The organism is Carnobacterium sp. TMP28, assembly GCF_047553015.1.
Classification (GTDB): Bacteria; Bacillota; Bacilli; order Lactobacillales; family Carnobacteriaceae; genus Carnobacterium_A.
This window is the reverse complement of sequence record NZ_CP180212.1, coordinates 1171232-1186663: the sequence shown is the minus strand read 5'-3', so window position 1 is coordinate 1186663 and position 15432 is coordinate 1171232. Positions and strand designations below refer to the sequence as shown.

20 protein-coding genes are annotated in these 15432 nt (G+C 32.4%); 12 read left to right on the top strand and 8 right to left on the bottom strand.

Annotated elements, in window-relative coordinates; all coding sequences use genetic code 11:
- Nucleotides 1–77 precede the first annotated feature (77 nt).
- From ACMHYH_RS05735 to ACMHYH_RS05705, 7 genes are all read left to right on the top strand, one after another.
- Nucleotides 78–1148, top strand: coding sequence for a helix-turn-helix domain-containing protein (locus tag ACMHYH_RS05735; protein ID WP_414838465.1), 1071 nt, complete (start codon nucleotides 78–80; stop codon nucleotides 1146–1148).
- Nucleotides 1138–2583 carry a RecQ family ATP-dependent DNA helicase gene (locus ACMHYH_RS05730; RefSeq protein ID WP_414838464.1) on the top strand — a complete coding sequence of 482 codons (1446 nt, stop codon included), beginning with the start codon at nucleotides 1138–1140 and terminating at the stop codon, nucleotides 2581–2583. The genes ACMHYH_RS05735 and ACMHYH_RS05730 overlap by 11 nt, the downstream gene beginning before the upstream one ends.
- Nucleotides 2584–2645: 62 nt before the next feature.
- The gene (locus ACMHYH_RS05725) at nucleotides 2646–3269 is read left to right on the top strand and encodes a LysM peptidoglycan-binding domain-containing protein (protein WP_414838463.1); all 624 of its coding nucleotides are present in this window, start codon (nucleotides 2646–2648) and stop codon (nucleotides 3267–3269) included.
- Between the two features lie 77 nt (nucleotides 3270–3346).
- The gene (gene cmk, locus ACMHYH_RS05720; protein WP_414838462.1) at nucleotides 3347–4021 is read left to right on the top strand and encodes a (d)CMP kinase; all 675 of its coding nucleotides are present in this window, start codon (nucleotides 3347–3349) and stop codon (nucleotides 4019–4021) included.
- A 176-nt stretch (nucleotides 4022–4197) separates the two neighbouring features.
- A complete protein-coding gene (rpsA, locus tag ACMHYH_RS05715; protein WP_414838461.1) occupies nucleotides 4198–5421 on the top strand; it encodes a 30S ribosomal protein S1 in 1224 nt (407 codons plus the stop codon).
- A 194-nt stretch (nucleotides 5422–5615) separates the two neighbouring features.
- Nucleotides 5616–6929 (top strand): ribosome biogenesis GTPase Der, encoded by a 1314-nt coding sequence (der, locus tag ACMHYH_RS05710; protein WP_414838460.1) that lies wholly within the window; start codon nucleotides 5616–5618, stop codon nucleotides 6927–6929.
- 292 nt (nucleotides 6930–7221) lie between these two features.
- On the top strand, nucleotides 7222–7497 hold the full coding sequence (locus ACMHYH_RS05705; protein WP_414838459.1) for an HU family DNA-binding protein: 276 nt from the start codon (nucleotides 7222–7224) through the stop codon (nucleotides 7495–7497).
- An 88-nt stretch (nucleotides 7498–7585) separates the two neighbouring features.
- Here ACMHYH_RS05705 and ACMHYH_RS05700 read toward each other — a convergent pair whose 3' ends face one another.
- The 6 genes from ACMHYH_RS05700 to ACMHYH_RS05675 form a co-directional block, all read right to left on the bottom strand.
- Nucleotides 7586–8455, bottom strand: coding sequence for a tyrosine-type recombinase/integrase (locus ACMHYH_RS05700; RefSeq protein ID WP_414838458.1), 870 nt, complete (start codon nucleotides 8453–8455; stop codon nucleotides 7586–7588).
- Nucleotides 8456–8483: 28 nt separating this feature from the next.
- Nucleotides 8484–8681 carry a hypothetical protein gene (locus tag ACMHYH_RS05695; RefSeq protein WP_414838457.1) on the bottom strand — a complete coding sequence of 66 codons (198 nt, stop codon included), beginning with the start codon at nucleotides 8679–8681 and terminating at the stop codon, nucleotides 8484–8486.
- 263 nt (nucleotides 8682–8944) lie between these two features.
- On the bottom strand, nucleotides 8945–10549 hold the full coding sequence (locus ACMHYH_RS05690; RefSeq protein ID WP_414838456.1) for an SIR2 family protein: 1605 nt from the start codon (nucleotides 10547–10549) through the stop codon (nucleotides 8945–8947).
- Nucleotides 10550–10632: 83 nt separating this feature from the next.
- Nucleotides 10633–10824, bottom strand: a complete 192-nt coding sequence (locus ACMHYH_RS05685) for a hypothetical protein (RefSeq protein ID WP_414838455.1) — start codon at nucleotides 10822–10824, stop codon at nucleotides 10633–10635.
- A 55-nt stretch (nucleotides 10825–10879) separates the two neighbouring features.
- The gene (locus tag ACMHYH_RS05680; RefSeq protein ID WP_414838454.1) at nucleotides 10880–11224 is read right to left on the bottom strand and encodes an ImmA/IrrE family metallo-endopeptidase; all 345 of its coding nucleotides are present in this window, start codon (nucleotides 11222–11224) and stop codon (nucleotides 10880–10882) included.
- Nucleotides 11225–11234: 10 nt separating this feature from the next.
- Nucleotides 11235–11570 (bottom strand): helix-turn-helix domain-containing protein, encoded by a 336-nt coding sequence (locus ACMHYH_RS05675; RefSeq protein WP_414838453.1) that lies wholly within the window; start codon nucleotides 11568–11570, stop codon nucleotides 11235–11237.
- A 280-nt stretch (nucleotides 11571–11850) separates the two neighbouring features.
- On the opposite strand from ACMHYH_RS05675, the gene ACMHYH_RS05670 reads away from it, so the two are divergent.
- Together ACMHYH_RS05670 and ACMHYH_RS05665 are read left to right on the top strand one after the other, a co-directional pair.
- Nucleotides 11851–12033: a helix-turn-helix domain-containing protein gene (locus ACMHYH_RS05670; RefSeq protein ID WP_414838452.1), complete on the top strand. Its 183-nt coding sequence runs from the start codon at nucleotides 11851–11853 to the stop codon at nucleotides 12031–12033.
- Between the two features lie 12 nt (nucleotides 12034–12045).
- Nucleotides 12046–12255, top strand: a complete 210-nt coding sequence (locus ACMHYH_RS05665; RefSeq protein WP_414838451.1) for a hypothetical protein — start codon at nucleotides 12046–12048, stop codon at nucleotides 12253–12255.
- Here the strand turns inward: ACMHYH_RS05665 and ACMHYH_RS05660 are convergent.
- Nucleotides 12202–13026, bottom strand: a complete 825-nt coding sequence (locus tag ACMHYH_RS05660) for a TIGR02391 family protein (RefSeq protein ID WP_414838450.1) — start codon at nucleotides 13024–13026, stop codon at nucleotides 12202–12204. The two genes, ACMHYH_RS05665 and ACMHYH_RS05660, sit on opposite strands and share 54 nt — an antisense overlap.
- 24 nt (nucleotides 13027–13050) lie before the next feature.
- On the opposite strand from ACMHYH_RS05660, the gene ACMHYH_RS05655 reads away from it, so the two are divergent.
- Nucleotides 13051–13872, top strand: coding sequence for a phage regulatory protein/antirepressor Ant (locus ACMHYH_RS05655; protein ID WP_414838449.1), 822 nt, complete (start codon nucleotides 13051–13053; stop codon nucleotides 13870–13872).
- Between the two features lie 88 nt (nucleotides 13873–13960).
- Here ACMHYH_RS05655 and ACMHYH_RS05650 read toward each other — a convergent pair whose 3' ends face one another.
- A complete protein-coding gene (locus tag ACMHYH_RS05650) occupies nucleotides 13961–14563 on the bottom strand; it encodes a hypothetical protein (protein WP_414838448.1) in 603 nt (200 codons plus the stop codon).
- Nucleotides 14564–14652: 89 nt separating this feature from the next.
- On the opposite strand from ACMHYH_RS05650, the gene ACMHYH_RS05645 reads away from it, so the two are divergent.
- Both ACMHYH_RS05645 and ACMHYH_RS05640 read left to right on the top strand, forming a co-directional pair.
- Entirely contained in the window at nucleotides 14653–14892 is a 240-nt protein-coding gene (locus ACMHYH_RS05645) for a hypothetical protein (RefSeq protein ID WP_414838447.1), read from the top strand.
- A gap of 351 nt (nucleotides 14893–15243) precedes the next feature.
- Nucleotides 15244–15432, top strand: a complete 189-nt coding sequence (locus tag ACMHYH_RS05640; RefSeq protein WP_414838446.1) for a helix-turn-helix domain-containing protein — start codon at nucleotides 15244–15246, stop codon at nucleotides 15430–15432.

Sequence of the window (15432 nt, the reverse complement as noted above, 5' to 3'; positions counted from 1 at the left end):
ATTTTTAAGGAATTTTTGGCTATTTTTTGGTATATTAAACGTGTACTAAAAGAGTACTAGAAAGGGGTTATGCTGTTTTGAATAGTTTATCTTATCTTGATTATTTTTATTTATCCCTATTTTCAAAAAAACAGTCAAAAAAAATATCTACTATTTATCATATTCTTACTGGTAAAAAAACAGCTTCCATCCTTTATGGTGCTGAAAAATATGATTTAACCTATTTTTTTGCTTTATTTCCAAAATTAAAACGTAGTCAATTTAATAAAGGTATAGATAAATTAGTTCATTTGAACTACCTTTCACAATCAAAAGAAAAAGAGGAGTTTGTCTTATCAAATAGTGGAGAAAAAGAGTGGACTCTATTTTTTGATCAGCATCATTATCCTAAACAGTTAAATTACCTTCAAGATGGTCTTGCACTGATACATTTTTGGCGTACAATTCAATTGATTACGCAAGTTTTATCTGAGGTTAGATATAAAAATAAACAGTATACGCCAATTGAAAAAGAATGGGAAAAACAACAGTGGCTCAAACAGTGGCTTAAAAATAACAATGCGAATAAACAAGAATTAGCAGTAGCCTTTGGCAATGAATGGATTTTAATTCTGAGTGAACTGCCTCTACTATATGCTGAAATCCTAGCAGATAATTTATCTGGTCATAATAAGACAGGCAAAACTCAAAAACAATTAGCCGAAGCACACAGAAAAGAAGCGATTGAGGTTCATTTAATAATCCTTGATTCACTAGCTTGTATCGGGAAAATAATAGACCATTATCCTGAAAAAACACCTTTGTTTTCCTCGATTTATAAAGAGATGATACAAACTTATGAGGGGACAACAAAGAGTGCACTCTTAACAAAACACTATTTATTAGCGGGCTATTCACTTGAAGATACGATAAAACATCGTCAATTGAAACCAAGCACAATTAATGAGCACGTTATTGAAATAAGTATTATGGATCCTCTATTTGATTTATCGACAATTTTACCAGTAGATAAATTTAAGGAAATCAAGCAACTACTAAAAGAAGTGCCTGCTCTTACATATCAAGAAATGCTTGAAAAAAAGCCGGAAGTCCTTTTTTTATGGTTCCGTCTAGCTCAAATAGAAAGGAATCGAAATAGTGACGAATGAGGAAAAAATTAAAGATATTTTACTTCATCAGTATGGTTACACTGATTTTCGCGAAGGGCAAGAAGAAGCTATCTTAGCCGCTTTAGATGGAAAAGATACGCTAGTGATGTTGCCAACAGGGACAGGTAAATCGATTTGCTATCAAATAACTGGATACTGTTTAGATGGAATTGTTTTGATTGTTTCGCCTTTGCTATCATTGATGCAAGATCAAGTTGATCAGATGAAGCGGATGGGAGAAAAGAGAGTTACTGCATTAAATAGTTTAATGAGTAGTGAAGAAAGAAAATGGGTTATGTCACATTTAACTGACTATAAATTTATTTTTTTATCACCAGAGATGTTGCAACAAAACTATGTATTAGCTAAACTTAAGACAGTAAAGATTAGCATGCTTGCTATTGACGAAGCTCACTGTATTTCTCAATGGGGAATGGACTTCAGGCTAGAATACTTAGGATTAGGACTGGTCCGTAAAGAATTAAATAATCCTTTAACAATGGCTTTAACAGCAACAGCTACGGAAGTTGTTCGTGAAGAAATTTTAGCATCCTTATTTTTAGAAGAAGATAAAACGATTCAAGTGTTGTACTCTGTTGATCGTCCTAATATCGCCTTAACAACAGTTAGTTGTTTTCATGATAAAGATGAACAATTATTGAATCAAATTAAAAAGTTAGCTAAACCTGGTATTATTTATTTTTCAAGCAAGAAAAAAGCAGATCAAATAGCTTTATGGTTAAAAGAAGAAACACATTATCCTGTCGAGAGCTACCATTCGGATATTATGAATGAAGATAAAATTAAAATACAGCAACAATTTATCCAAAATGAAATTGATCTTATCTGTGCAACGAGTGCTTTTGGAATGGGAATTAATAAAGAAAACATCCGATTTGTCATTCATTATCACATGCCTGCTAGTGTAGAGTCTTATTTACAAGAAGTAGGTAGGTGTGGTCGAGACGGACAGCAGAGTATCGCAGTATTGCTTTTTGAAGCTGGCGATCAATTCCTGCAAAAAAGACTACAAGAACAAAGTTTACCGAATAATGCAATGTTAGAATACGCTTATCGTTATAAAAAAATACCTGAAGGAAGTTGTAGTGAAACCCAACTGCTGCTATTAGAAAATTATCTGTCATCCGGGACACCGATTGCTCAAGCTAGATCTCAAATACTGAGTAGGGAACGTCAAAAAGATCGTCAATTAGAGTATATGGTGAACTATAGTCAGACAACTGATTGTAAAAGAAGTTTTCTTCTTCATTACTTTAATGAGAAAATAAAGAAGAAACCACTCTTTTGTTGTTCTAGTTGTGGCTTGAATCAAGAGTTTTATGATAGAGTAGAAGAGAAAGAAAAACCAACTCATTCTTCTACCTCACAAAGCTGGAAAGAAAAGATAGAAAAGTTATTTTTACTACGGGAATAAAGAAGACAAGCTTCTTTAAGTTATGGTACAATAAAATCTAATATATTTAGGAGGAGTACTTTATGTCTAAAAAAGATTCTGAAAATAATAAAGACAATGAGGTTTGGTCACGTAAATTTAAGAATAATGAAGAAGATGAAAAAGATAACTCTTTAAGAGGAGCTAGAAAAAAAGCTGAAGGGGGAATTTCTCCAGTAGTTACGTCTCTTATCATTTTCTTGGCGTTGCTAATCATATTGCCAACAGCTACTTATCTGTTTATTTTGAATGGGCGTAATGATGAAGAAGGATTTAAAGCTAATGAAGATGAGGTAAGCATTACAAAAAGTAGCAATAGTGAAGAAAAGGTCAGTTCTGAAAAAAAAGATTCTGCTTCTGAAAAACCGGCTACAGCTGTATCAACAGAAGAAGGTAGTGAAAAAGCACCTGAACAGCCTGCACCAGTAGAAGAAAAGCCAGTGGTTGCAGAATCAGTTGCTCCAGCTGTTCCAGTCACTCCAGTCACTCCAGAACCCGAAGTAACAGAGCCTATTGTAGAAGAAACCACCAAGACTTATACCGTTGTTGCAGGAGATAATCTTTATCGAATTGCATTAAATAATGGAATGACAACTGCTCAATTAAAAGAATTAAATGGTTTAACGAATGATAGTGTAACTGTTGGGACAACATTAAAAATAAAATAAAAGTGCATATTTTAATTAACTAAAGACCGTCTTAGGACGGTTTTTGTTTTGAAAATAGAAAGAAGGTAGTTTTGAGAATGACAAATAAAATGATGATTGCGATTGATGGACCAGCTTCTGCTGGAAAAAGTACGGTAGCTAAACTATTAGCAAATGAACTAGGCTATGTTTATTGTGACACTGGTGCAATGTATCGTGCATTAACGTATGAAGCTTTACAAAGAGGAATAAATTTAGAAGACGAAGAAGCTTTGATTGTTTTATTAGAAGAAAGTACTATCTCCTTTGAACCTAATGAAAACAGTCAAAAAGTTTACTTAAATAATACAGAAGTGACAGAGGCTATTCGTCAACCTGACGTAACAAATTCTGTTTCTGTAGTGGCTGCACACAGTCATGTTAGAAAAGAATTAGTAAAAAGACAACAAAAAATAGCAGATAAAGGTGGAGTCGTCATGGATGGCCGTGACATAGGGACCACCGTCTTACCTCAAGCTGAAGTGAAAATTTTTCTAATCGCAAGTGTTGAAGAAAGAGCTCAAAGACGATACAAAGAAAATAAACTAAATGGTATTGACACTCCTTTAGACCAATTAAAAAAAGAAATTTCAGATCGTGACTACAAAGACTCTCACAGAGAAACGTCTCCTTTAACAAAAGCAGAAGATGCTGTTTTATTGGATACAACTAGCTTAAATATTCAACAAGTTATTGGGAAAATTAAAGAAGTTGTTAGTTTAAAAAATAATTAAATCGTCTTTTCTCTCTTAGAATCAGTGACCAATAAGATAATATAGATAATTTCTGGAAAAAACTTATGAAAATAAGCGATAAATCTATTTTGTAGGCCTTATTCTGGCATTTTTTGATGATATTGGGTAAAATGGAATAAGAAAGAGTTAATTGGCTAAATTAGGAGGACAATAACATGACAGATCAAAAAGACAAAAACGAAGAATCGGAACAAGAATCAATGTTGGAAGCTTTAGATAGTGTGCAAGAAATTCACATTGGTGATACTGTTCAAGGGGAAATTTTGAAAATTCAAGATAACAAACAAGCAATTGTTGGCATTCTTGGTGGAGGTGTAGAAGGCGTTATTCCTAACAACGAGCTATCTGCCGCACCTTTTGAAGACGTTACAGAAATTGTAAATGTTGGTGATATTGTTGACTTAGTTGTCATCAAAGAAATTAAAGAAAAAGAAAATGGTAGCTTTTTACTTTCTAAACGTCGTATTGATGCTAAACAAGTATGGGAGAAAATTCAAAAAGACTTTGAAGCTGGAACAATTATTGAAGCTCCAGTAAAAGAAGTTGTTAAGGGTGGACTAGTTGTTGATGCAGGTGTTAGAGGATTTGTACCAGCCTCAATGGTAGACATTCAGTTTGTTGATGATTTTTCAGAATACAAAGGAAAAATTATGGCATTCAAAATTATGGAAATAGAGCCTAGTGAAAATCGTTTAATTTTATCACATAAAGCTGTTTTACAAGCTGAAAGTGATTTAAATAAAAAGAAAGTGATGCAAGAATTGAAAGAAAACGATACTGTTAAAGGTAAAGTTGCTCGCTTAACAAACTTTGGCGCTTTCATTGATTTGGGTGGAGTTGACGGATTGGTTCATATTTCTCAAATTTCTTATGATCATGTTAAAAATCCAGCAGATATCTTATCAGTAGGACAAGAAGTTGATGTGAAAATTCTTTCTGTTGACGAAGAGGCTGGTCGTATCTCATTATCTATCAAAGATACGTTACCTGGACCTTGGGATGACATTGAAGACCGTGCAGGAGTCGATACTGTTTTAGATGGCAAGGTTAAGCGATTAACCAGTTTCGGGGCCTTCGTTGAAGTTTATCCAGGCGTAGAGGGACTTGTTCACATCTCTCAAATTTCTCACAATCATATTGCCACACCTCACGAAGTGTTGAGTGAAGGCCAAGAGATTAAAGTTAAAGTGCTTGATTTAAATACTGAAGATCAACGTTTATCGTTAAGTATTAAGGCACTAGAAGACAAACCACAACAACAATCAAAACCTCAAGAAGAAAAGTACGAGATGCCAGAAATGGATTCAGGATTTACTATAGGAGATATTCTTGGAGACCAACTTTCTGATATTACTTCCGATGAAGAAGATACTGATTAAAACTAAATTAGTTTAGATAAAAAATAAAGACAGGTGGCACTCTTTAGCCGCCTGTCTTTATTTGCTTGAAAGTAAGAATAAAAGACGAAGTTTACTCGTTAAAGCGGTTTTATTAAGCAAAAGCTTGCAAATTCAAGCTTTGTTCTATAAACTAACTAAAGAAATAAGAAATTAATTAGAAGGAGGCTAAAGCAATGGCAAAACCAGTTATCGCCATCGTTGGTCGTCCAAACGTAGGAAAATCAACAATTTTTAACCGAATCGTAGGCGAACGTATTTCAATTGTAGAAGATATTTCAGGAGTAACTAGAGACCGTATTTACTCTCAAGCTGAATGGTTAGGAAAAGAGTTTAATTTGATTGATACAGGCGGAATTGATTTAGGAGACGAACCTTTCCTTGATCAAATAAAATACCAAGCAGAGATTGCAATGGAAGAAGCAGACGTGATTATCTTTATTACAAATAGTCGAGATAGCGTCACAGATGCAGATGAAAATGTCGCGAAAATTTTATATCGTACAAAAAAACCTGTACTATTAGCAGTAAATAAAGTAGATAATCCCGATATGCGTGCAGAAATATTTGATTTTTATACGCTTGGATTGGGCGAACCTTACCCTATTTCAGGAAGTCATGGATTGGGTATCGGAGATTTACTTGATGCAGCAGTGAATCATTTCCCTGAAGAAGAAGAGGAAGAATACGATGACTCAGTTATAAAATTCAGTCTTATCGGCCGACCAAATGTTGGTAAATCTTCTATTATCAATGCTATGTTAGGTGAAGAACGCGTTATTGTATCAAGTGTAGCAGGAACAACTCGTGATGCTATTGATACACAATTTACAGATAACGAAGGAACAGAGTTCGTCATGATTGATACAGCTGGAATGAGAAAACGTGGTAAAGTATACGAATCAACTGAAAAATACAGCGTCATGAGAGCACTTAGAGCAATCGAGCGTTCAGATGTTGTTTTAGTTGTATTAAATGCTGAAGAAGGTATAAGAGAGCAAGATAAAAAAGTTGCCGGCTATGCACATGAAGCAGGTAAAGGAGTTATCATTGTTGTAAACAAGTGGGATACTCTTGATAAAGACAACAATACCGTTAAAGATTTTGAAAGAGACATTCGTAGCGAGTTTGCTTATTTGAGCTATGCACCAATCGTATTTGTTTCAGCAGTTACAAAACAGCGCTTAAACAAATTACCTGAAATGATTAAACGAGTAAGTGAAAATCAACGTTTACGTATTCAATCATCTGTTTTAAACGATGTGATTTTAGATGCTGTAGCGATGAATCCTACTCCAACAGATAAAGGTAAGAGATTGAGAATTTTCTACGCAACACAAGTAGCAATCAAGCCACCAACATTTGTTGTATTCGTAAACGATCCTGAGATGATGCATTTTTCTTATTCACGTTTCTTAGAAAATCGAATAAGAGATACTTTTGTTTTTGAAGGAACGCCTATACGAATCCTTACACGTCAAAGAAAATAATGGCTAAAAAGAAGAAATGAAAAAGCGAAATGGGATATTTTAACATATTTATCATGGTGTTACAAACAATAATCTGTTTTATGTAAAAAAGCTACTAAAATAGCAAGAAATAGATTAAAATCATTGCAGTAACAGTATTTGTATGATATCTTTTTAGATGAAATGTAAATCGCAACATCTAAAACAGCATTTCGACTATCTTCATTTTTGGACCACTCAAAAATGATATTATGATTTTTATTTGCTTCGTAAAAAAAGCAACTATTCTTCTTTTCGAGGAGGTGAAATATACATGGCTAACAAAGCAGAGTTAATCGAAAACGTAGCAACTTCAACAGGTTTGACTAAAAAAGATGCAACTGCAGCAGTAGAAGCTGTCTTCGAAACAATCCAAACAACTTTGAGCAAAGGTGAGAAAGTTCAAATTATTGGTTTTGGTAACTTTGAAGTTCGCGATCGTGCTGCACGCAAAGGACGCAACCCTCAAACAGGGGAAGAAATCCAAATTGCTGCAAGCAAAGTTCCGGCATTCAAACCAGGTAAAGCACTTAAAGATGCAGTTAAATAACACAAACGCTAGAACCCTTGGTACATAAGGGGTTCTAGCTGTTATTTTATATAGACATTGTTAAAACTAGCAAATAACTAGCAAAAATTTATAAACCACTAGCTTCAAGTTGCTCAATTATGTTCGTTTTCATCGAACTTGTGACATGAGTATAGATACGATTTGTAATATCTGCATCCTCATGGCCAACACGACCCATGATTGCTTTTATAGGTATTCCTTTTTCAGATAATAAGGAGATGTGGGAGTGTCTAAAGATGTGAGACGCTATATTAAACGCATTGTTTTGCATAGGGGTTCCGCTTTTAGTAACAAAGATATAATTTCCTTTTAAATATTTCTTACTATCAACTCTAACTAAATGGTTTTCTCCAACACTTCTTTCAACTAATTCAATTGTTCTTTTTGTTAAACTAAGTTTTCTATTTGATTTAGCCGTTTTTGTAGGACCTTTTTTTGATTTCTTATACCCATTCGTTTTATCTAGGGTGCCAGTTATCGAAACAAGCCTACCTGAGAGGTCGAAGTCATCTTTCCTAAGTATTACTGCTTCGCCAAATCGCATGCCTGTTAGGTACATAAATTCGGCTAATCTAGCCGTTCGATAAGTAGAAGGCCTTCTATATAGTTTAGTTAACAAAATCTCAACTTCTTCTTTTTCTAAAAACTTATTCTCAATCCGTTGTATATCTGCTAATGTTTTAGCCTTCTTCACTAATACAACACTATCTAATGGATTTTTATCAATGTATTCCATCTGATAAGCGTATTTAAAAAGTAATCCTAAAGTAGATTTAAAAGTAGATACATACTGATCAGAATAATCTAACTGATTAAAAAACTTCTGAAGATACTTAGCGTCAATTTTGCTAATTAATATATCATTATCTACATAAATTAAAATATGTTTTTTTACAGATTCATAAACCACGATAGAAGATGGTCTTAATGAGCGCATATGAGCGTTGTGCCATTCTTTACAGGCTTCATGGAGTTATGAGTTGCTGTTCTCTTTCATCGAGAGCGATGGCTATTTTGTCATCTAGAAGTCTTTGGGCTTTCTTACGAGCTTGAGGAGAATTACTTGTTAGTATAGTTGACTTCGTTTTATTTTTTTCAGAATATGGATCTTTATATCTTTCAAAGAAATGAAATCTTCCATCTTTCATTTCTTTAATCCACATAGATAAAACCTCCTGTTTTATGCTACAATAGGATATAGAAAAGAGACCTATTGCAGGTTGATTTTTTCGTTGAACACCACTTTCGCTTTAGTCGGGGAGAGTGGTGTTTTTTAGTAATAGATTTAACTTAAATCTTGTTATATTTATAAAAAAATAGTAAACTATGGATAAAGTTAAAGGTCAATCTTCCTAAAAGAAGCAAACCTTTTACCATCTGCTCAAAAGTCTTCATCCATTTTAATGGAATTGAAGACTTTTTTATTTTACTTTATCTTTTCTAAGTTACCATTAATCAACAAATCATAAGCGAAGAATAACTTGCGCAATGGGCTTCTCAGATTAGTTTTTGTCTTATTACTTTGCACGAACTTTGGAAAAGCATCATGTAGTATATATTCTGTTAACTCTTCTTTGTCGATAGATATAATATTGTTGATAACAACTTCAATTTCTTTAGTTGCTGGAAAACTATGATTTTTTATTTCTTCTATGTTATTAATATGAATTGATTTTATTGAGTCATTTAACGAATAAATCACACTCTCAATAGTAGACATGTTCTCAATTTTATTATTTAATTTCGTTATAATTTCTCTATCTAGATTTAAAGAAAGAACGTCGTTTTCTTTTAAATACTTTGAAAAAGGTGTCTTTGTTAGCTTACTACCATCCTTTGCAGCAAAAGTCAGTGCTATAGAGGGTAAAATTTCGTCATCATTGAACAAATAATCTTTTAAGTAGTTAACAATATCTGGATATACGAACATGTATTTTTTATTTCCTAAAGCAACAACTATAGGTTTACCAGCAGCTATTTGTTCTTCTAAGTCATCAAGTTGATTGGGAGATACTAAAACAGCATCTAAGGATCCTTTAGTTCCAGCAGCTAGAACTATCTCTTTAATTGCACTTTGATATCTTAGTACTTCGTAAGGAGTTAATCCTTCATTGATTTGAGATATTTTTTCGTATAATTTTCCATAATTATCTGTAGAAATATGAATGTAGCCAATATCTAGTGCTTCATCTCTGCTCATTTGCTCTATGAGATTATCTTCATTTTTTAAATACTCAACAATCACTATTCGATTAGATGATTTACGTATATCTTCTTTTGGTAGTTGGGCTGAAAAATCAGTTAGTAATTTTCTGACATTTCTATCAGTTAACGAATAACCTAAAAAGATTATTGGCGATTCTAGTAGAGTTGACAATATTTTTGCACTAATTAGAACAGAGTTTGAATCGTATCTTTCGTAATCTTTTTCGTTAATGACAATACTTTCTGGATAATTTACATCACCATGAATTTTATAAAGTTCTGCCCAATCTAAGGTTTTGTCAAAGAAACCCTTTTGACCAATATATATTTTGGGTTTGGCACCAAGTTCTTCGAGTAAATTTTCTGTCAACATGTCATAATTTGTCGTTACAATAACTCGTGCTTTAGAAAGAAATTTTTTATAAGACTCAATTTCTGTTTTCATACTTTCTTTAAATTCATAGTCTTTAAATTTTGACGCTAAATCATATTTGAATGGTGATATATTTTTGTTATACGCCTGGTCTATAGATAATCCTGCTAAAGAAAAGACTTCTTCATAAAACAAATCGTCAAATTTCTTGTTTATATATAGTGCAACAGCTGAATTTACGTTAAAGTCTTTTTCTTCTTCTGTTAAATTGGAACTTGAATTTGCTTTTATTTTTCTTAAATGAGTATAAAAATTTTCCTTTTCTCCTATTTTCCCCCAATACCCTTTTAATAATTCTTCCCATGTTGGAAAGTCTTCCAAATATCTTTTTGAAATTCCTGAACCTATAAATACAACTGGATAACTATTATCATCTATAATGTCTTGAAGCATTTTCCTCCTCCGTTCTATAATTTTTTGAAAATAATATTTTTTTACACCTCACTCCTAGCCGACCAAAGTTAGGGAGTGTTTTTTTATTTCTTAGAAATTAATACTTCAATACCCGATTTAGTCTTTCCAATAGTATTGTTGTATTTATCGATATAAATAGAATCAAACAAAGGTGCAACAATACCGCCAACTTCGCAAAAATCTTCTTTTGATAAATCATCGTAGCCTTTATACTTCTTTTTTATATCAAACGGAACAATGTTATTTTCCTTCATTATTTACACTCCTATCGATAGCTGCTTTACCACTCCACAAAAAGAATATATGTATTTACTTAATTTTAAAATCCCATCCTAAACCAAGTTTGAAAGTTTCCAGGACATCAGAGTAATTGAAATGACCCTCGGATTCCTCAATAAGATTATTCATCATGAAAGAGTTTGCTTCGTTCTCCATTTTTAATTTAAATGATGATCTGCTATATAAAGGAGAAAATTCTTTGTGGTTTAAAGCATGACCCAACTCATGAAGAATAACTTCTTTTTGTCTCTTTTCATTTAAATTCTGATTAATGAATATAGTTTTTAAATCTGAATTGTAGTATCCATTATTTTCTAATTCAATTAAAGCCAGCTCAATATCATTAGATTTGAGCAGATTAAAGATGCCATCCATATAATCATCCTCACTTATTACTAAATCTTCCCTCAAGGTAAGCTCTAATAGCTTCTCTATCATTTTCAGTCATTGGTTTACCGTCGAAACTCATTGTATTGTCTAGTATTTCATTTAGATCAATAGGCATAGGCACATTGGATTTTGAAGGTATTTCAGTTCTTCCTAATAAGTAATCAGTTGATACGTTAAAATAATCTGCAACTTTACGGATTTTATCAACGCCAGGCGTAGCTGTATCCCAACGTCTTATCGTACCATTTCCATAACCTAAATCTTCTTCTAGCTTGCGAATAGATATCTTTTTTTCAGAAGAAAGATATTTTATTTTTTCATATAATCTCACTTGTATCAACCTTTCGAAAGCCCAAAAGGAATAGTTTATACAAATATGCTACAAAATGGTTGACGTGTAGATTATTTGAATATGTACTAAGTCCATAAGCTAATTTATTCAGCTAACAAGCAGACTTCAATAAACCATTGAATAGCGTTTCCCAACGTATTAACAGTACATCTGTAGGCTTATTTAACTATGGATTGATTGTAGCATATTTGTATACAAGTGTAAACTGTTAGCTGATACTTTTAGCTTATTTACTAAAAAAATTTAAAGGAGTGAAATCATGAGCAACGATTTGTCTATAAAAGTAAGAGTTAAGTTAGTTGAAAAGAATCTAACAATGACAAAACTAGCAAAAGAGCTTGGAATGTCTACTGCTTATCTTTCAGACATTATTAATGGTAAGAAAGATGGCCCTAAAGCACAAGAACACGTTAAGCGAATAAAAAAGATATTAAGTATCTAGGAGGATAAATAAATGAACGAGGAAAGCTTGAGAGAAAATATAATCAAAAATGCTCAATACTTAAATTCTTTATTGGAACAAGAATTATATCGTATTGAGCAAAATAAAAGTGTTAATGTATCTGAACAAGTTTTGAAGTTAGCAAATGTAACAATTGAAATGACTTCTCTAGTTATCCAAATATCGGACATTGATGCAATTATCCAAAATACGATGAGCTAGTGACATCATACTGAAAGCAGTTATAGCATCTGTCTCTAGAGTTATATCAAATAACTTAGGTGTATGTGCATTTGGATTTCTATACAAAGAAACTATAGTTTCAAGTAAGTTTTTTAAACCATTATATAAACTTCTATCTGTATCATTCGATAACATATTACCCTTTATTAATATAACAGGATTTTTAGATGATAAAGATTGGTGAATGAGTTTTGTTCCATCTAGTTCTAATTCTGACAAATCCCTAACTCTCTGAAGAACACTTTTGCTAGCTTCTAAGATTGCATGAAAATAATTATTTTGAAAGAACTCTTCTCTGCAAAATAACATTATATTGGGATGGATTTCGTACATTCTCAATTTATCTTGAAAAGAATTTAATCTTACTTGAGCTTCAGCAACAGTTTCGACTGAATCTGTTACTATTATTTTTCCTCGATTCGTAAGCTCATATCCATAAAAGATAAGTTTTGAATTGATTTCTTTACAATTGTCATTCCAAGATTCTTGGGAATTCACAAAATTAATCGGCTTCATGATAAACTCAACAGTTTTGAAAAAAGGTTTCGCACTTTTGTCTTTTTTGCATTCACGAATAATTGCTTCACTTAATCTTTTCCATTTAGTCGTTACAGGCCTTCCACATTTAACAATATCAGAATCGAAAAAATTTAATATAGAGAACATATTTGTAATTTTAGAACCAGATGTTAATTCTCCTAATACTCTACAAACATGGTCAATAACAATATTATCTATATTTAGTGCCAATATTATTTCACCTCCTTGTTTAGAGTGATTATCTCACTATTAAATAACAAATGGAATAAAGAAATAGAAAGTGGGAAATATAATATGACAAATCTAATTGAAATGAAACCAGCACAAACAATTGAATCAAGAGAAGTAGCAGAAATGTTAGGTAAAGAACACAGCAAATTAATGAGAGATATTCGTGGCTATTCGAAAGATTTAGCCGAAGCCAATATTGGACTGGGTGATTTCTTCGTAGAATCGGCTTATCAAGATGCAAACAATCAAAGTCGCCCATGCTTCCTTTTAACAAAACAAGGGTGCGAAATGGCGGCCAACAAATTAACTGGTAAAAAAGGAACGTTATTCACTGCAAGATATGTTCAAAAATTTAATCAGATGGAGCAGTCAAACGTTGATTCTTACATGATTGCTGATCCAATTGCTAGAGCGAAACAATGGATTGAAGAACAACAACAAACTCAACTTCTAATTGAAAGAACAGCGATTCAAGAACAACTGATAGCAGAATACGAACCTAAGATAACTTATCTGGATGAAATTCTCAATTCCAAGAACACAATGACAATCACTCAAATAGCTGCTGACTACGGAATGAGTGGCCAAGAGCTAAATAGAATTCTTTGGAATAACGAGATACAAAGAAAAGAAGGCGGTCAATGGGTGCTTTATAGAAAACATATGAATAACGGATACACGAAATCAAAAACGGTCATTAAAGAAACAGGTGCTTATCCACAAACTAAATGGACTCAAAAAGGAAGGATATTTATTCATAACTTGCTTGAATCACTTGGCTACCTAGCTGTTATGGATAACGAACAAACAGAAATGGAGGTATAAACATGAAAATAGTATTAAAAATAGCAATAGCCCTCACAGCTATTAGATTAGCAGTGAAGGTTAACGAAGTGAAGAAAGATGTTTGATTTCAATAGTACGGAGGTGTTTCTCCTACAAATTGTCTTGGGCCCTTTGTTTGGTATATCTCTGGTAAGTATCTTGGGAAATTCATATCAGTTTGTTCCATATCTACAAAAGATTCCAAAATGGGTGCTGCTATGTCTGGATATCCTAGTGTTTTTGCTAATTTGCTGGCTTCTTGTAATGATTTTCTAATAATTTCATCAAATAAATCAGATGATTTTATCAAATTATGTCGATAATTTTCTCTATATTCATTTTCCCCAAAAAACATAGCAGCTCCTGATGTAGAGACATTATACTCAGGAATTATTTTTACTATAGATGGCGGTAAAAGTTCAAGGTTTCCTTTTAATAATGTCGAAAATGGATCTGTATTCTTCTTATGCTCACCAGGAGCATTGTACCAAGCAGCGACAAACCAATAATAGGTTAAATTATCTTTGTTGGCAGATATCAAAAGCTTCATTAGGGGAACGTAATAATTTTTATAAGCTTTGTCCTTAGTTTCTAACTGAAAATTGTCTTTAACAGCTTTTCTACCTAACCAATTAGAAATGAAAATAGAAGTTATAGAGACTATGGAACTTATTAATATTTGAATAGACATTTAAGTTTCTCAACTCCTTAATATTATTTTATTAGATTATTTGATATTAACAATATCGTCTTACTACAAAAAGAAATGGAGATGTAAATATGAAAATATTATTAAAAATAACATTAACCCTCATAGTTATTGGAGCAATTGTAAAGGAGATAAACAAGAGTAAAAGTACCACCCCAACTAAAAAAGAACAATTACAGTTGTTAAATGATAGACTAATCAACCAAGTAAATGTTTTACAAGAAAATACTCACATCATGCAAGAATGGTTCGTTAAAGAAATTGAAAAAAATGCAGTTGAAAAATACCAATTGTTGATTAAAAAAATTTAACCTTTATGGCAATTGACGCTGCAATAATAGCATCCATCGAACTCGTGATGTGGATTAATAGTCTGCATATGTTTTATAGCTTCTTGGCAATTAGAGAACCACCCCACTTCAATGGTATTTGTAAGAGATGGACCCTGATTACAATTTTGAATATGGATTTCATGTCTTCCTTTATCGTCTGTAAGTTTGTTGCAAATATAATTCGGCATAGTTTTTTCACCTCGCTTAATTTATTTTATATAAATCTCAGTTGGTAGATTGGTCGATTTATATGAATCAATTATAAATTAACTTTGATTATTTATCAATATCTAGATAATAACATTATTTATAAAAGGAGGTATACACAACATGTTGTGGTTGGAAGTTGAAAAGATTATGAAAGAAAAAGGATCAAACCAGACTACTTTGGCTAAAAAAATAGGTACCAGTCAGTCAGTTTTAGCAGAACTAAAAAGAGAGAATATAAAAAAACCTAGTTTTGATTTAGTTTGCAAAATTGCCGAAGCGTTAGAAGTTAGTCTAGATGAATTCAAATAA